This is a genomic window from Curvibacter sp. EU05-FHT14A10, assembly GCF_058791075.1.
In genome coordinates this window covers 116,366-132,922 of record NZ_JBYTDE010000005.1, presented here as the reverse complement: position 1 = coordinate 132,922, position 16,557 = coordinate 116,366, and the positions used below count along the sequence as shown (strand labels likewise).

General features: G+C 65.2%; 13 protein-coding genes. 7 read left to right on the top strand and 6 right to left on the bottom strand.

Annotated elements, in window-relative coordinates; genetic code table 11:
* Window positions 1-19: 19 nt before the first annotated feature.
* Window positions 20-952: a VOC family protein gene (locus tag AC3WUT_RS11305; RefSeq protein WP_492347174.1), complete on the bottom strand. Its 933-nt coding sequence runs from the start codon at window positions 950-952 to the stop codon at window positions 20-22.
* Between the two features lie 398 nt (window positions 953-1,350).
* On the opposite strand from AC3WUT_RS11305, the gene AC3WUT_RS11300 reads away from it, so the two are divergent.
* The 3 genes from AC3WUT_RS11300 (at window position 1,351) to AC3WUT_RS11290 (ending at window position 5,306) form a co-directional block, all read left to right on the top strand.
* Window positions 1,351-2,070, top strand: a complete 720-nt coding sequence (locus AC3WUT_RS11300; RefSeq protein WP_492347173.1) for an FCD domain-containing protein — start codon at window positions 1,351-1,353, stop codon at window positions 2,068-2,070.
* A gap of 50 nt (window positions 2,071-2,120) precedes the next feature.
* Window positions 2,121-3,299: an MFS transporter gene (locus AC3WUT_RS11295; RefSeq protein ID WP_492347172.1), complete on the top strand. Its 1,179-nt coding sequence runs from the start codon at window positions 2,121-2,123 to the stop codon at window positions 3,297-3,299.
* Window positions 3,300-3,497: 198 nt separating this feature from the next.
* On the top strand, window positions 3,498-5,306 hold the full coding sequence (locus tag AC3WUT_RS11290; protein WP_492347171.1) for a hypothetical protein: 1,809 nt from the start codon (window positions 3,498-3,500) through the stop codon (window positions 5,304-5,306).
* Window positions 5,307-5,341: 35 nt separating this feature from the next.
* On the opposite strand, the gene AC3WUT_RS11285 is transcribed toward AC3WUT_RS11290, so the two are convergent.
* The gene (locus AC3WUT_RS11285; protein ID WP_492347170.1) at window positions 5,342-5,848 is read right to left on the bottom strand and encodes a flavin reductase family protein; all 507 of its coding nucleotides are present in this window, start codon (window positions 5,846-5,848) and stop codon (window positions 5,342-5,344) included.
* Between the two features lie 219 nt (window positions 5,849-6,067).
* On the opposite strand from AC3WUT_RS11285, the gene AC3WUT_RS11280 reads away from it, so the two are divergent.
* From AC3WUT_RS11280 to AC3WUT_RS11265, 4 genes are all read left to right on the top strand, one after another.
* Complete coding sequence (locus AC3WUT_RS11280; RefSeq protein WP_492347169.1) at window positions 6,068-7,345, top strand: acyl-CoA dehydrogenase family protein; 1,278 nt, start codon at window positions 6,068-6,070, stop codon at window positions 7,343-7,345.
* A 62-nt stretch (window positions 7,346-7,407) separates the two neighbouring features.
* Window positions 7,408-8,685: an MFS transporter gene (locus AC3WUT_RS11275; RefSeq protein ID WP_492347168.1), complete on the top strand. Its 1,278-nt coding sequence runs from the start codon at window positions 7,408-7,410 to the stop codon at window positions 8,683-8,685.
* Between the two features lie 44 nt (window positions 8,686-8,729).
* Window positions 8,730-10,223 carry a carbohydrate porin gene (locus tag AC3WUT_RS11270; protein WP_492347167.1) on the top strand — a complete coding sequence of 498 codons (1,494 nt, stop codon included), beginning with the start codon at window positions 8,730-8,732 and terminating at the stop codon, window positions 10,221-10,223.
* Between the two features lie 25 nt (window positions 10,224-10,248).
* Window positions 10,249-10,680, top strand: coding sequence for a nuclear transport factor 2 family protein (locus AC3WUT_RS11265; RefSeq protein ID WP_492347166.1), 432 nt, complete (start codon window positions 10,249-10,251; stop codon window positions 10,678-10,680).
* Window positions 10,681-10,935: 255 nt separating this feature from the next.
* Here the strand turns inward: AC3WUT_RS11265 and AC3WUT_RS11260 are convergent, their stop codons facing one another.
* From AC3WUT_RS11260 to AC3WUT_RS11245, 4 genes are all read right to left on the bottom strand, one after another.
* A complete protein-coding gene (locus tag AC3WUT_RS11260) occupies window positions 10,936-12,816 on the bottom strand; it encodes a subtype B tannase (protein WP_492347165.1) in 1,881 nt (626 codons plus the stop codon).
* A gap of 230 nt (window positions 12,817-13,046) precedes the next feature.
* On the bottom strand, window positions 13,047-13,865 hold the full coding sequence (locus AC3WUT_RS11255) for an HpcH/HpaI aldolase/citrate lyase family protein (protein ID WP_492347164.1): 819 nt from the start codon (window positions 13,863-13,865) through the stop codon (window positions 13,047-13,049).
* Between the two features lie 25 nt (window positions 13,866-13,890).
* Window positions 13,891-15,129: an MFS transporter gene (locus AC3WUT_RS11250; RefSeq protein ID WP_492347163.1), complete on the bottom strand. Its 1,239-nt coding sequence runs from the start codon at window positions 15,127-15,129 to the stop codon at window positions 13,891-13,893.
* Window positions 15,126-16,547, bottom strand: coding sequence for an MmgE/PrpD family protein (locus tag AC3WUT_RS11245; protein ID WP_492347162.1), 1,422 nt, complete (start codon window positions 16,545-16,547; stop codon window positions 15,126-15,128). The genes AC3WUT_RS11250 and AC3WUT_RS11245 overlap by 4 nt, the downstream gene beginning before the upstream one ends.
* Window positions 16,548-16,557 lie beyond the last annotated feature (10 nt).

Below are 16,557 nucleotides of genomic sequence, written 5' to 3'. Positions count from 1 at the left end.
ATGGAAGATGGATGCAGCTTCAGGCAAAGAAATCGGGGGTCAGAGGAGGTGCCCACTGGCGCAGTTCCTCGTTGCTGATGGGGTCGTTGCCGACCGGCGTGTTCTCGTTCACGAGGTCGCCATCGGTCCAGTGCTCAACCTTGTTGCCGAACGGATCTCGCCAGTAATCGAAGAGCTGGCTGCCCTGGATGTGGCGGCCGACGCCCCAGGAGTGCTTCCACTCCTTGGACTTGAGGTGTTCGTTGCCTTGCACCACGTCGTCCAGGTCCAGCACCTCGAATGCGGTGTGGTCGAAACGGTTGGTGCCATCGGGCGAGGCGATCACGGCCAGCGTGTGGTGGTCGGTCCATTGCGGGCCGAGCCCGCAATGCATGAAGGCGGCGATCTTGTTGTCGGGGTGGCCTGCGTGGTAAGTGTCGGAGGGGCGGAAGCCCAGCACACGCGTGTAGAAGTCCAGCGCTTTCGGAAAGTCCGCCACCAGCAGCGCGGCATGACCCAGGCGCATCACCGTGGAAGGCTGCGGCTTCAAGCGCACCACCTTGCCGAAGCGGGCGCGACCTGTGGCCGGGTTCATCAACAGAGGCTCTCGGTGCGGAAGTTCGGGCAGGGTTGCTTGGCCATGGATCACGTCCACGAGGAAGCCCATCGGATCCCGGAAACGCACGCGCATGCCGCCCCCAGGCTCGGGGTTGTCCTCCACGGTGCTGTTCACTTCCAACGCGAGCTTGTGAAGGTCGGCCTCGCTCTGGGCGTGCAAGCCGAAGCCCAGGGTCGCGTTGGTCTCACCCAGCTCGGTGATGTGGCAGTGGTGTGCCGTTCCACTGGAGCGCAGGTATAGCACCTGGTCGGTGCGTTCGATGCGATAGAGCCCAAAGTCCAGCATGAACTTCTCCATCTGGTCCAGGTCGGTCGCCTGGTAGCGAACGAATGCAATGTCTTTCACGGAAATCATGCGGGTTTCCTTTTAACGAGCGTGGGGTTTCTGGCATCGGCAGGCTGCGCCGACACGGTGGAGGGAGGCTGAAGGTGCTCCTGCGCAGGCTGCAGCATGGGTGCGGCTTTGGCAACAGGGGGCGCGCCACGACGTGGTCTCTGGCGTCCTGTTCATTGGCATGTTCGTCTCCTCGGTCATCTGCCTTTGTTGGGGGGGCTGACGGCGTTGTGCACTGGGTGCCCCGCAGCATTCGGATCGAATACTAAGTCATGTTTTATCGATAAATCATGGGGAAAACCATTATCTGTGAAATTTACTTTTATCGATAATATTCAAAAAAAGAGATGGACATGGCGTAAGACGATGACCCAGGGCAGCCACTCGCAAGTGGCGCTTCATCCCTCTCAGGACACACAATGGTTATTCAAGAGATCGACAACCGCAGCCTGACCTCACGCGCCGTAGAGCTACTGCGCGCCGACATCATTGGCGCCAGCCTCAGGCCCAACGAGCGCTTGCGCATTCAAGCCCTCAGCGAGCGCTATGGCGTCGGGGCCACCGCCATTCGTGAGGCGCTGTCTCGTCTGGTGTCGGATTGGCTCGTGGTGTTCGAAGACCAGCGCGGGTTCTGTGTGGCACCGATGTCGCGGGCCGAGCTGCTGGAAATGAACCGCACCCGGATCGATGTCGAAAGCCTGGCCATCCGCTATGCCGTGGAGGAGGGCGATATCCAGTGGGAGTCTGGTCTCATCAGCGCTTTTCACCGGCTGTCGCGCACCCCCCCACCCTCCGACCCCACCCAGCAGCCCATCTGGGCCGAAGCCCACCGGCAGTTCCATGTGGCCCTCATCGCGGGTTGCGGCTCTCCCTCGTTGATCCGCCTGTGCGCGCTGCTGTACGACCAGTCTGAGCGCTACCGCAACTTTGCCAATTCCCAGCGCGAATCCGCTGGACGTCACGTGGGCGTCGAGCACAAAGAACTGCTTGACGCCGCGCTCGCGCGTGACGTCAAGCACCTGACCCTGCGGCTGGGCAGCCATTTCACCCGCACCACCGACATCATCCAGAACGCCGACTTTGGTGAAACGGGCGCCAGCGCGCGCCTCAACGCCAACCGTGCGTCGTCACAGATGTAAGACAGCCGGCGCGGGCTGAGTTTCATTACAACCTTGACCCGGAGACAACCATGAGCACCTCGCCCCAACCCCAACCCATCGACACGCTGCGTGGCCGCGCCGTGCTGTCCGTCGCGCACGTCGCCGGCATGGTCGACATGGTCTCCCTGCCTGTTTGGGTGGGCACACTGATCTCAAAGTACCAGTTGAGCCCGCAGCAGGCCGGTGGCCTGGTGACTCTCTTCCTGGCTGGGGTGGTGCTGGCCAGCCTGATCGGCGCACCCTTGTTCCGCCGACTGCCGACGCGGGCCATGACTCCCGTGGGATTCACGCTGGCAGCGCTGGCCTTTGCCGCATTGGGCTCGACCACCGGCTTCATGACGATGGCCGCCCTTCACGCCGCGGCGGGTGCCTGTGTGGGATGGGCGCTGTGTTTCACACACGGCACAATGGGGCGCACGTCGAACCCTCACCGCATGTTTGCGATGGCAGGCTTGGCGCTGGGCATCTTCGCCGTGATCTTTCTCGGGTTCGCACCCAAGCTGATCGAGGCAATGGGCGGTGCCATGCTGTTCCGGGTGTTCGGGGGTCTCATGTTGTTCGCAGCGGTGATCACCGCGATGGCCTTCCCCTCGCCGCCGACTGCCAGCGCTGCGGAATCGGCTGCGCGTCAGTCTTCTGCGCGCATCCCGTCGGTTGTCTGGGGCGGCATCGTTGGCATCGGCCTGATGGCCCTCATCCAAGCCATGATGTTCAGCTTCATGGAGAGTTTGGGCGTGTCGCGAGGTTTCAGCACCGAGCAGGTGCAAGCCGTGCTCATCGCGGTCGGCTTCATCAATTTGCTTCCAGCCATCGTCGCGACCTGGCTTCAGGAGCGCTTGCCCGCGCACCGCGTGCTTTTGGCGGGGCCGTTGGTACAGGCCATTCTGGCGCTGATCATCACGCAATCCATGGGTTACATGCCTTTTGCGCTGGCCTGCAGCGTCTATGTCTTCGTGATGATCTTCACCCACATCTTCGCGTTTGGCATGTTCGCCGCCCAAGATCCGTCGGGACGGGCCGTGGCCGCGACCCCGGCCATGATCATGACGGGATCGGCCGTCGGTCCGATTCTGGGCGGGGTGTTGGTGCAGAACTTCGGCTATGAATGGCTGGGGTATGCGATCGCGCTGCTCGCTGTGGTGGCCATCGTGGCGTTCTCCCGGGTACGGCGTGGCAGCGGCGCAACAGCCACGGTTCAAGCTGTTTGAACGGGCCCGTCGGCAGACCCCCTTGAGCGAAAGACGCAAGAGGACTCCGGTAGCCGGAGCCCCTGCAATCCATGTCGATCTGCGCGCCCCCGGCGTTCCCCGTTGACCCTCTCCTGGGGCCGCGCGCGGTCGAGCGGCCACCCAAGCCCCGAACCCATACTCGACTGCGCACACAGTCGGCCAAGAAGGAGCGATGCCATGGCAGATGATTCCACAGGCCCCACCGTCGACCCGGCCGCTGCGCTGTGGCGAGAAGAGCTTGCACGCGTGCTGGCCAGCGACAGCTTCGTCGGCGCGACCCGCATCCGGGCCCTGCTGACGTTCCTGGTCGAGGAAGTGCTGGCCAAGCGTGGGCGGCGCCTGAAGGAGTACGTGATCGGCGTCGAAGCCTTGGGTCGTTCGTCTGACTTCGACCCACGCGTGGACACCAACGTCCGCACAGAGACGTGGCGGCTGCGCGTGAGGCTGGAGCGCTACTATGCCAGCGAGGGCGCGATCAATCCTTGTCGGATCGAACTGCCACGGCGGTCTTTTGTACCGCTGCTGCACAGCCAGATCGCGGCGGCCGACACCCCCTCCGTCACGCATGCCGAGAGCCGGGCGCCCACCTGTGGATTTCGCCGCTCCGAACCCTTCCATCTCGCGCTTCAGCAGCTTCGTGAGACCTTGCCCGAGGGAGATGACGCTTCCGGCCTCGGTGCCAGTCTGCTCGACGAGCTGGCACTGGAGCTCGGCGATCACCCGGGCCTGCGAATTGCAATCGCGTCCGATGCCATCACCAGCCAGGCCACCTCACGACAGTCCGACTGGACACTCAGCGGCAGTGTGCGACGCGTGCAGGGTGCACTCCGGGCTGTTGTGCATGTGGTGCGAACAGACGATCAGGAGCAGGTGTGGAGCCACGGCTTTCAGTGCCCGGCGCAGGCCGTTCAGGACACCCAGGATCTTCCGCGTGAGCTTGCCCTCAACGTCGCCCGCCAGCTCCTGAGCAGCCCCGCCGTGCAAACGTTGGGCATCAACCGGCCCATGCCCCTGGGCGTGGCGAGTGGCAGTTTCGTCCGCAGCCTACTTTGCTCGGGGTTTGCGCGCATCGCGTCTGACCCAGAGTCTCTGCGGCGTCAGGTGCGGCGCGTCGATGCCTGGTTGCTCGACCATCCGCAAGATGCCGCAGCGTACCGGCAGCTTGCCATGTTGCTGGCCTGTCTGGCTTGCGCCGCACCCGCTTCGCGCGGTGAGCTGTCCGGGCATTTGCGGCGCTGCGCGCATTCATTGCTGGCAAGGCCTGAGGAATCCGTTGACGCCCTGCAGGCCCTGGCGCTGGCTTCCATGGTCGATTTTGACTGGTACAGCGCCATGTCACTGCTCGACACAGCCATCCTGGCCGACCCGCAGTGCTCCGACGCTCGGGTGGTGCGCGGGCTGTGTGCGATGCACGTCGGCGATTCGGGGGCAGCACAGAACGACCTGGCACAGGCCTGTGCCATTGACTCGCAATCGTCGCTGGCTTTTGCCACACTTGGCCTGCACCACTTCCAGCAACACCAATTCGACCGTGCGGCCAACGCAGCCCGGCACGCGCTGGCGATCGACAGCCGCTGTGAGCCCGCGGCGGTGCTGTTGGCCGATGCGGAGTTGTGCGTTGGTCAGATGGACGAAGGCATCGCCGTGCTGCAGCAAACCCGACACTGGAGCGGACGCTGGCCGGTCATCCTGGGGCGCCTCGGGCATGCACACGCCGTGATGGGGCGTCCGCAACTCGCGCGCACCCTGCTCGGCGAACTGCAGCAAGGCGTTGCTCATGGCATGCAAGCGCATGCGGCGATGGCCGACATCCACATCGGCCTCGGCGACAGCGAGGCAGCGCTGACGCAGCTGGACCAGGCCGTACAGCGCCACGACCTGCCCGACCTGCTCCTTCTGCGCTCAGCGCCGCGCTACCAGGGGTTGCGCCGCGAGGCCCGGTTCCACCAGATCATTGAACACATGATGCTGCCGGCCGCAGCCTGATGCCGCGTCGGGTCGTCCAGGAGGTGTGTCGGTGCTCATGCCTCGCACAAGGCCGGCGCCAGTTGCGCGTAGCGGCCTGCGTGAAATACCAGCGGCTGCGCCTCCCAGTGTTCGCAGGCCAGCACCTCCCCGATAAATATCACATGGTCGCCGGCCAGGTGCTGCGCGACCGTGCAGCACTGGAGCACGGCCGCGCAATCGGACAGCAGCGGAATGCCACCCTCACCGTGCCCGATTTCCAACTCGGCAAACCGATCTTCGCTGCGGCGCGCGAACCGGTCTGACAGCGATTGCTGCTCTGCCGAGAGCACATGAACAGCCCAATGCCGCGCGGTCACGAACGATTCCATAGCGCTGGAATCACGGCGCAGGCTCCACAGCACCAGCGGTGGCGACAGGGACACCGAACTGAAGCTGTTGGCCGTCAGACCGACAGGGCGCCCGCCAGCCGAGCGCGTTGTAACGATGGTCACGCCGGTGGCAAAGCTGCCGAGGACGCGGCGCAGTCGGTTCGGATCAATGGAAGAAGAGAAGGCTGTCATGGCGACCTCATGGAGAACACGGTGACGTTGATTGGACGGCCGATGCCCGGCAAAAAAAAGACTCTTCAGGTCTCGTCCTCGTGACACGCCTCCGGTGTGACGTTACGTGACTTTCCTGCCGCGCGGCAGTTACGAGAATCCACACCGCATTGCTACTGCGTGTCCGGCAAAACGCCCGAATCCAACTTGAATCTCAACCGAATCCAGGAGGCATCTGAGATGAGCACCTATACCCCAACCTACCGAGACACCCCCTTGGTCACTGAAGCAGGCCGGCGCATTCGGGACGAAGTCACCGCGCTGATCCCGCTGCTTCGCCGCAACGCGCTGGAAGGAGAGCGCATCGGTGCCATGCCGCAGGAATCGCTGGAGGCCTTGCACCGCACGGGGGCCTTCACGATCACCACGCCCGTCGAGCTCGGCGGATACGCGCTCGGCATCCGCGACGTGGTGGACATCGTCGCCGAGATGGCGCGTGGCGACGGTGCCGCTGGCTGGCTCGGATTTGTTGCTGGCGGCGTGCGCAACCTGCTCGGCTTCCCCGAGCAAGCGCTGCAGGAGCTGGCCCAAACCGGTCGGCAGGCGGTTGGCCCGTGGGCGGTGGGTGCTTCGATCTTTGCCACCAAGGTGGGCGATGGCCGCCGTGTCGACGGTGGTTTCATGGTCAAAGGCACTTGGCACTTCGGCAGCGGCTGCAAGCACGCTGCGTGGGCGGCCGTGGGCATCATCTACACCAGCCCCGAGGGCGTGCCGCACCGGGGCATGGTGCTGCTGCAGCGAGATCAATACGAGATCCTCGACGACTGGAAGGTCATGGGCATGCGAGGCACCTGCAGCAACTCCCTTCGCGCCGCAGAGGAAGTGTTCGTTCCCGCGCACCGCTTCATCGACATGGCCGAGCTGCCGGTGCGCATGGACGCATTGAACGGGCGCTTCCAGGGCCTGGCCTACCAAGTGGGTGCACGCAGCCTGATGATGATCACCAACCTCACCAACATGGCCGTCACCTACGGCATGGCCCAGGGTGCCCTGGAGTGTTTCATCGAGCAGGCGCAGAAACTCAAACCCTTCAACTTGCCCTACGCCACCGTTGCCGACGCAGCCTCCACCCAGATGGTGGCAGCCAAGGCACATGCCATGCTCAACCTCACGCGCAGCGTGATCCACGAAATGGCCGAGACCGTGGACCGTACCGCCATTGACCACACCGAAATTTCACAAGACCTGGAGTCGGCGATGCTGATGAACTCGGTCTACGGGCGTCAGCTGTGTGACGACGCGGTGAGCATGCTGCAGCTGTGCCTGGGCTCATCCACCGTGCATGAGAGCAACCCTATCCAGCGCTTCGCGCGCGACATCCGGGTGGCCAACACCCACGGCGCCGTGCGCGTTGACCCGACCGCCGAATTGCACGGGCGGCACCTGCTCGGGCGCGCGCCGTTCAACATGTTCGGGGGCGGACTGCCGAACGTCGCTGGCAAACCACCGGCCGCCTGACAACCGAGCCCAGCACCGCGTCGGACTCGTTTCCGGCGCGCGACATAAAACAGGAGACAAACATGGCATTCGATTCTTCATTGGTCCTCGGCGACCGCGCAAAAGCGGCGGCACGCACGGAGCCCCCCAGCTACCGGTGGCGCATGATCGCCGTGCTCTGGTTCGTGGTGGCCGTCGTGGTCGCGCTGCCCAGCGTGGGCTCGGGCGTGCTCAACGCGCGCATGCTCACGGAGCTCGGCTTCGATCACGGGCTCTACGGGATGGCATTCGGCCTCTTCGTCATGATGATGGGCGTCCCCGGGCCGTTGGTGGCCGCGGGGATACGCCGTTACGGCGTCAAGGCCGTGATGCTGTGCGGGACCGCCATGGTCATGACGGGGGCTACGCTGATCGGCACCGTGGTTCGGGAGGGCTGGCATTTCCAGCTGGCGTTCGGTCTGTTGCTTGGCGGCGGCGTCGCGATGGCCGGCGTGCTTCCAGCCCAGGCCGCCGTCACACATTGGTTCCAGGACAAGCGCGCGCTCGCCCTGTCGATCGTGTTGTCTGCGATCGACATCGGAGGCATTGCCGCTGCCCCCCTGCTGGAGTGGGTGGTCACCGGCCGCGACTGGCGCCTCGGTTGGTTGGTGATTGCGGCCCTGGCCGCCGTCGGGATGCTCGCCGTGGCGCTGTTTCTGCGTGCGGAGAGTGGCTATGCCGTTGACGCCCCCCCGGTGGAGCACCTGTCCCACGTTCACAAGACCACTCGCGACTGGACACTGCGCGAAATCATCGGAACCCGGGCGTTCTGGTTCATCGCCATCTTCAACATCGCGGTGGGGCTGTCCTGGATTCTGCTCATGGCGCACGGTGTGGTCCATCTGCGCGACCTTGGCTTTTCTTCAGGTCAGGCCGCTCAGACGGTGGCGCTCATGGTCAGCGCATCGTTGGCGGGCAACATCATTGCGGGCTCGCTGGGTGACCGTATTCCACCGCACCGCATTGGCGCCTTCACCATCGCGTTGATGGTGGTCGGGATGTTCCTGGCCGCCCATCCCAGCGGATCGTTGGGACTGATCGCGTTCGCCCTGCCGGTGGGCTTTGCGTACGGCGCCTCGCAGGTGTGCCTGATGGCCTTGCTCGGCAACTACTTCGGCCACCGTGCGTTCCCGTCGGTCTTCGGTCTCCTGCTGGCCATGGGAACGATCGCTGCGGCGGCTTTGGCGGCCACTGCGGGCGTGGTGTTTGAACAGATCGGCACCTACACACCCGTTTTCTACGTTTGTGCCGCGATCACGGGCATCGCCACCCTCGCCATCGCCATGGCGTCTCCCCCGCGCGCCGCCCTCATCACCGCTTGACGTTCGTTGTAGTCCTTCCAAATAAAAAAACTCGGAGACCAACCATGAAAAAGCTCATTTTGTTCACCCTCCTGGTCGGCGGCTTAGCCTCACTGGCCCTCCAGGCCGTGGCGCAGTCCATAGACGCATCGAAACCGCAGGCACCTGAATTCGTTGTGCGCGGCCCCCAAGAGTCAGGAGCTGCGCTGGGCAGCGAGGCATTGGGCAGCATGGTCGTGCCGGTCGCACCGATGCCGCCATTGCCCCCAGGCCCGCTCACGGTTCTGGGCAACCGACTGCGCGAGAGCGGCGTGAGTCCCGGGCTCACCTTGATCAACGCCAACTTCCGCAACCCCTCCACAGGCATCTCGCGGGGCAAGTCGGCCAACTATGGCGAGCTGATGTTCAGCGTCGGCCTCGACCTCGAGAAAATTGCCGGGCTTTCTTCGACCGAGCTGAACATCACCCAGGTGGTGCACCGGCCTTCAAGCAACACCGACCAGTACCTGTTCCAGACCGGCTCCGCATTTACACCGTTCCCGGTGCTCAATAAGGCAACCGACCTGGCCAACTTCACCGTGAGCCACCGGACACTGGATGATCGGCTGAAGCTGGAATTCGGGCGCATGAACCTGACGAGGGAGTTCATGGTCGGCAACATGTGCAGCGGCTGCATCCTGAGCGCGCAGGCCACCGTGCTCAACCAGCCTGGCATCTCCAAGTCGGTGTGGGGTGCCACAGCCCGCTATGCGCTCGACCCGTACCGCACCATCGGGCTGGGGGTCCTTGAAGACAACCCGGACAAGTGGCAGAAGACCTCCGGTTGGAACTGGGGTCACAGCTCGTCCATCGGCACGATTGCCGTGTTGAACTACACGCAGCGGCGTGGCTTCGAGGACACGCCGCTCCCGTACAAGCTCGAGACGGGGCTGTTCCATTCCACATCAAGCTACAGCGACGCGCTGTACAACACCGACGGCAGCTCTCAAGCTGAGAACAGCGCCGGCACACCATTGCAGCACAACGGTCGATCAGGCGGCTATGTCCAAGGGCGCAAGGTGTACTGGCGCGGTGGCAGCCCCGGCGTACCGGAAAACCTGGCCGCCTACGGTGGCGTGGTCTTGAGCCCGGGCGCAGGAGAGAAATATCCCTTGGAGGCCTATGTGGGCACGGAGTGGAGCGGTTTTGCGCCCAGCAATCCGCTGGCCATGATCGGGTCCACGCTGCGCTTCATCCGCCTGAGTGAGCAGCGCGCCTTGTTCGAACAACAAACCCGCAAGGGCTACACCACCGCCATGAACATGATGACTGGCGGCGCGGTGCCCGTCGTGGACGAACGGGTTCCCCGCAACATGTTTCTACTCGACGTGCACGGCCGTGTCGGCCTCATGCCGGGCGTGTTCCTGGAAGGCAGCGTCCAGTACCTGAAGAACCCCAATGCGCTGATCCCCGCCACCACCGAACGGATCCGCAACGGCTTCATGACCAGCTTGATGCTGGTGATCGATTTCGGTGTGGTGTCCGGCCTCTCCCGCATGCCTGGCGACAAGATTTTCTGATCTTCCCACTGAAAGACCCTAACCCATGAACGACATACCCGACGCACAAGTGCGCTTCGAGCGCGCGCAGAAGAACAAGCAGCTCGTGATCGACCTGTACCGGCACGTCTTTGACGCACTCAATCCCGCTGCGGTGAAAGATTTTGTGCGGGAGGACTATCTCCAGCATTGCCGCCACATGCCGCAAGGCCGTGCAGGGCTGGAGCAGTTCGTTGCCCGCGTGGCAGGTGGTCGACCACCGCTGCCGGTGCAACCCGACCTGCTCAACAAGCCGGTGTTTATCGTGGCCGAAGACGATATCGTCGCGATCGGTGGTGCACTGCCGCAGCCCGACCCGGAACGCCCGGGCGAGTTCTATGACTATTTCATCGTCGACACCTTCCGGGTGAAGGACGGCCTGCTTGCAGAACATTGGAGCAGCATTAACAAGATTGCCCCACCCAAGCACCCCGGCTGAAGACGACGCAAAGGCCTGGGCGCTTGCGCCTGGCCTTTTAAGGCATCGCGTCAGCTTCCCAGGGCGTCCGCCCCTGTCGATGACCTGTCTGGCAATTGTCCGGGAACCAGTACCTCTGTCACGCTCAGCGGTGACAGCAGTTCGGGATCCCCAAGTCGGTGCAGCGGTAGTTGCTCGTTGGTCGCCTTGCAGGCTGCGCACCTATTCACTGCCGCCTTGGGAGGAGCCTGATGCAACGGGCCTCTCAGCCCCGCCTCAGTTGCCGGCAGCCAGCCGCTGGTCGATCCAGTTGAAGGCGTCCTGCACGTCGTAGTTGCCGGCATGGCCCTGGTCCCAGAACAGGGCGTAGTCCACATCCTTGACCTTGGTGTCGGCCTTCAGGGCGCGGCTGAGGTTGTAGGCCACGGTGAAGGAGGTGTCACGGTCACGCGCACCCACGCGGATGCGCCAGTGGGGGGTGATGCCATCGGTTTTGCCGACATAGGCCAGGGCGTTGATCAGCTTGTACTGGTTCAGCAGGTAGGCTTGCTGGGGGTTGTTGGCCCAGGTGTAGCCGGTGTTCTTCAGGCCCACATCGCTTTGCGCAGCGTTGATGGTGTCGCCGCCGTTGTTGTTGTTCCAGGCGTACTCGGTGAAGTTGGAGTACACCTGGGAAGCCGTGCCGAACAGGTTGGATTCGCCGCCGCTGTAGTTACCGTAGACGGTGGCGCCTGCCTTGGTGGTGTCGCTGGTCGCGGTGGCGGCCAGGGCTGGGGTTTGTCCCAGTTGGTCGAAGGCGGGCACGGCCTTGAGGCGGGCTTGCTTGGCCACGAACTTCAGGTAGTTCGACATGTTGAAGAAGGTGACCGTGCCGCTGGTGTCCACGTTGATGAAGTCGTTCTTGTAGCTCAGGGTGCCGCTGCCGCCGGCCACGCCGTTGGCGGCGGCGCTGCCGGTGGCGTTGTAAGCGACGATGGCCTTGCCCGATTTCACGTAGTTGCTGGCGGCTTTCTGGATCTCGCTTTGCAGGGCGGCCAACATGTTGTCGGCGGTGAGTGCGCTGCCGTCGTCGTTCTTCAGGCCCAGGCTGGTCTGGTAGGCCACGAACTTGTTCATCAGGCTGGCGCTGCCAGCCGGGTCGGGATTGGAGGCGCGAACCAGTTCGTTGCCGCTGGCATCGACGATCAGCCCGGCCTTCTGGTCTGTCGAGACCAGGCTGCGGGTGTTGAGTACGTTGAACATCCACTCGTAGGCCAGGTCGGCGCTGCCCATGTCCTGGATGGGGCAGTAGGCCACGACCGCATAGACCTTGTCGCTGAGGGCGGTGCTGTTGCCGTTGACGTCGATGCCGGCGGCGCCGACGGCTTTCAGATATGGCAGGTAGTCGGCGCTGTCACCGGTGGCTGCCAACTGGGTGCTTTGCGCGCCGCCACCGCTGGTGCCGTTCACCACGATGCGGCTGGCATTGCCCGGCATCAGGCTGTCGTTCAGGTGCAGGTAGCGCACGGCAGCCTTGGCATCCACGATGGCGGCCGGTGCCTTGCCTTGGTAGATGCCATCGGTGTAGACGCCCGCAGGGGCCACAGCCCCCCGGCTGCGCGAGGCCATGTTGATGTAGACAAAACCGCGGGCGAGGGCGGCGCCCTTTTTGTCGGTGTCGCTGGTACTGACATAGCTGCCGCCGTTGACGATGTCGGCGCCGCTGTAGTTGCTGCTGGTGATGGCGTCGGAGCCGTTCCAGCCGCCCTTGCCCCCCTGGTAGCTGGCCAGCCAGCCAGCGTTGTTCACGTTCAGCACGATGGCGTTGTCCTGCCGCGCTGCGTCGACCTCGCGCACGAAGATGTTCATGTTCTGGTAGCCGCAGGTCTGGTTGTCCACCGCGCCGGCGGATTGGGTGGGGGCCAGTTGCATCGGCTTGCCGACGTAGCAGACCTCACGGTACCAGCGCACGGGCGTGCTCACGCCGTCGAGTGTGACGGTGATCGTCGTGTATTTGGTCTTGTCGAAGGCCAGTTGGCTGTCGTACGCGCCTGAGACGATGCCGCCTCCACCGCCGCAGGCAGTCATGAGGCCGGCGGCCGAGAGGGCCGCGACGGTGCCGGCCAGGGTGCTGGTCAAGGTACCGGTGAAGGTGCGCAATGGGATGGGCTGGGTCATGTTTGTCTCTTCAGATGTTGTGGTGACCGGCATCACGTGGCAGCCCGCACCCGGTTGGGGGGGGCGCTGACGTGTTCTCCGTTGGCTTGCTTGGGCGCCCGATCATCGAGCGCTTGTCTCCCGCAAGTGGGCGGATTCTTGAGACACGCGGTCCTTCTGAAAAGATGCTGGGTTGGCGGGCGTGAGTTCTTCTGGTTATCGCGCCCGTCGCCCCCTTTTGCCCGGGCGCTTCAGCCTGCGCTGTCCGGGGGGGCTTCGGCCAGGATGGCGCGCGCCAGCAACTCCACGGGTTTGTCGACCAGCTTGCCGTCCACGCTCACGGCCCCTGAGGGGCTGCTGGCCAGGGCCTGTACCACGCGGCGGGCCCAGCCGATCTGCTGGGGGCTGGGCAGAAAGCCATGGTTCACCACCGCCACCTGCTTGGGGTGGATGCACAGCTTGGCGCCAAAGCCGAAGCGCCGCGAGCGGGCGGTGTCGGCGCTGAGTTGCGTGGCATCGTCAATCGCCAGCGACACGCCATCGATGGGGGGCTGGATGTTGGCCCGGCGCGAGACCAGGACGAGAGGCGTGCGCACGGCGTCCATTTCCTCGGCGTCGCCCTGAATGCCCGAGTCGGCCATGAAGTCCACCGAACCAAAGGCCAGTCGGTGCACCTGTGGGCAGCGGGCCAGGGCTTCGGCTTCGAACCAGCCTGTCACGGTTTCCACCAGGGGGATCAGCTGCTGTCCGGGCTGCAGCCGCCGGGCCAGGGATTGCAGGGCGGCGGCGTCCTGCGCCTTGGGCAGCATCAGTCCGCGCACACGCGGGGCCTGCAGCAGCCCCAGATCCTCATCGTGCCAGGATGAGCCCTGGGGGTTCACACGCACCCAGACGGACCCTCCGCCCGTGCTGTGCAGCCAGTGACGGATGGCTTCACGAGCCTCGGGCTTGCGTTCGGGCTGTACGGCATCTTCCAGATCCAGGATCACGGCGTGCGCGCCGCTGGCCAGGGCCTTGCCAAAGCGCTCCGGGCGGTCGCCCGGGACAAACAGGTAGCTTCGTTCCAGCATGGGTGGGGTTCCTTTGACGCGAGGGTCAAACCTGGCGTTGGGTGGTCGTCTTGTTCTGCTCAGGGGCTAGCGGGCGGTATCGGGTCAGGGTCAGGCAACAGCCGGCGGTCAGCAGAGCCAGGCCCAGGTAACCTGCGCTGTAGCTGCCAGCCATGCTGGAGAGTGCGCCAAACACGGGCGGCCCCAGGACCACGCCCAGAAAGGTGAAGGCCAGGGTGCCCCCCGTGGCCACGCTGGCCAGGCCCGGTGGGGCCTGCCTGGCCACCTCGGCCAGGTAGACGCCGTTCCAGCCAATGGCCGAGGCCCCGAAGATGGCCAGCAGGCAGCCCACCAGCCATGACGGTGTGCCTGCCGGCAGCAGGGCTGTCAGTGCGGCGCTCAAGGCCATCACAGCCCCCAGCACGGCCAGCATGCGGCGCGCCCCCAAGCCCCGATCGGCCAACCAGCCCCACAGAATGCGACCTGCCACGCCGCCGCATTGGGCCACCGACAGCAGCAGCCCCGCAGCCACCAGGCTGTAGTTCAGTTGCTGGCTCAGAAACGTGACCAGGTAGGTGGTGAGCGAGAGCTGCGCGATCGAGAACACGAAGGAGCAACCCGCCAACAGGCGCAGGCCCGGCTGCGACAAGACCAGCCGGATGGGCTGGCCCAGGTGGCCCAGGGCCAGAGGGCGCTCGGGTTGTCGGTCGGCGTCCAGGGCGGTGCGCAGGGGTTGGGCGGCGGCCATGCACAGCAGGCAGGCCAAGGCCGACAACAACAGGCTGGGCTGCCAGCCAAAAGCCAGCATCAGGCTGGGGATCAGCGCGCCAGCCAGCATGCCGCCCAGGGGCACGCCGGTCTGCTTGATCGAAAACACCACCGACATCCGGTGCGCCGGGGTGGTGCGGCTCAGCAGGTGGGAGCTGGCTGGGGTGATGGGGCCATAGCCCAGGCCAATGAGCACGGCGCCTGCCGCGCAGGCCCAAAGGGAGGGCAGGGCGCACAGGGCCAGGCCGGCGGCGCACAGCAGCAGGCCCCATTGGCTGACCCGGATGGCGCCCAGCCGGGCCACGCCAGCCCCGGCAGCCAGGCTGGCGGCCATGGCGCCGGCATACACCAGGGCCACGTAGACGCCCACCAGAGAGGGCGACACCCCGAGCGCCTGGGCCGCGACCGGTGCCATGACCGGCAGGGTCAGCAAGGCCATGGAAACCAGGGCCTGAACGGCCAGCGTGATGGCCAGGCTGAGCCAGGGCCCGGGCGGATGGCTGGGGTGGGGCCTCACGTAGACCGGCCCTTCGCGGGCTGGCCAAGGCAGCGGGTGAGCTCCGCAACCGAGACCTGCTCAATGTTCAGCACCAGGTCCTGCAGCTGATCGGCCTGCTGGCGGCTGACCGCGCGGGCTGCGTTGTCATGGAACTTGGCCACGATGTCGGCATGGCTGATCGGGCGCCCGGCCGCGCCACGGTTGATGGGTTCGTGGTGGCGCAGGGTGCGGCCATCGGCCAGCTCCAGGATCACCTCGCCGCCAAAGTAGCGCGGAAAGTCGGCCGTCGGGTCACTCTGACATTCCACCAGCGCCGCCAGAGCGAGGGTTTCGGGGTCTTGATAGGCTGCCGGGTCGAGTGCATCGAGGGTGAAGCGACCCAAGCGAAGACCGGTGGCCACTGAGTAGGGCACGCTGAACTGGGCGTCGTAGGCATTGGCCGGTCGCAGCTTTTTGTCGATGGGCTCGCACACGGCCTTCATGGCCCCGCTGGGCACCCGGGCCACGATGCGGCGGATGGGGCTGCCATCCCATTGCCGCGACAGCACGCTGGCGGCGTCGGCGAAGGCGTGGGTGAAGTGGCAGGCGGGCACGGGCTTGATGGCCACCTGCATCACCTCCCAGACCCGCCCCAGGTCGGCGCAGACCATCGATAAATCGGCTTTGGCCAGCAGGTCAGGGCCGAGGTGGCTGGCGTACAGACCAAAGCGCCCCTCGTAGGCAGCGCCGGGCCCGACAAAGCCATGCCGGCCCAGGGTGGCGGCGGTGATGCCACTCGCGGCCCCCCAGCCGGGGTGCAGGCGTTTGGTCCAGGCGCCGTCCTCCAGGCACTCCAGGCTGCCTGAGGCCAGCGACAAGGCAATGCCCTGGGCGTCCACCATCTGGTCCGCGTTCAGGCCCAGCAGGCGGGCTGCCGCCAAGGTACAGCCGAAGGTGCCGACCAGGCCGGTCGGATGGAAACCCACCTGGTGAAAGCCGCTTTTGGCGGCCGCACCGATCCGGGTGGCGGTCTCCATGCCCAGCACATAGGCCTGCAGCAGCTCGGCGCCGCTGCTGCCCAGGCGGTGGCCCAGACCCATTACGGCGGGCAGCACCGAGGTGGTGGCGTGGATCACGCCGGCCGGGTGGGTGTCGTCGTAGTCCAGGCCGTGGATCAGCAAGGCGTTCATGATCACGGCGTCACGCAGCGGCAGGTTTTGTGCGCAACCGATCACAGGCACGTCGCCACCGGGGCCGGCCAGCTCGCGCAGGCCCGCCAGGGTGGTGTTGGCAAAGTCCCATTGGGTGCAGGCCAGGCCGATGCCCAGCGCGTCGAGCATCAGGTGCTTGGCCTGTTCCTGCACGTCAGGCGGCACCTGTTCCAGCGCCAGGCCGACGGCAAAGTCGGCCAGTTGCCTGGACAGCCGGGCACGGGGAGAGCGGGTTTCAGAGGTCATGGCCGGTGGT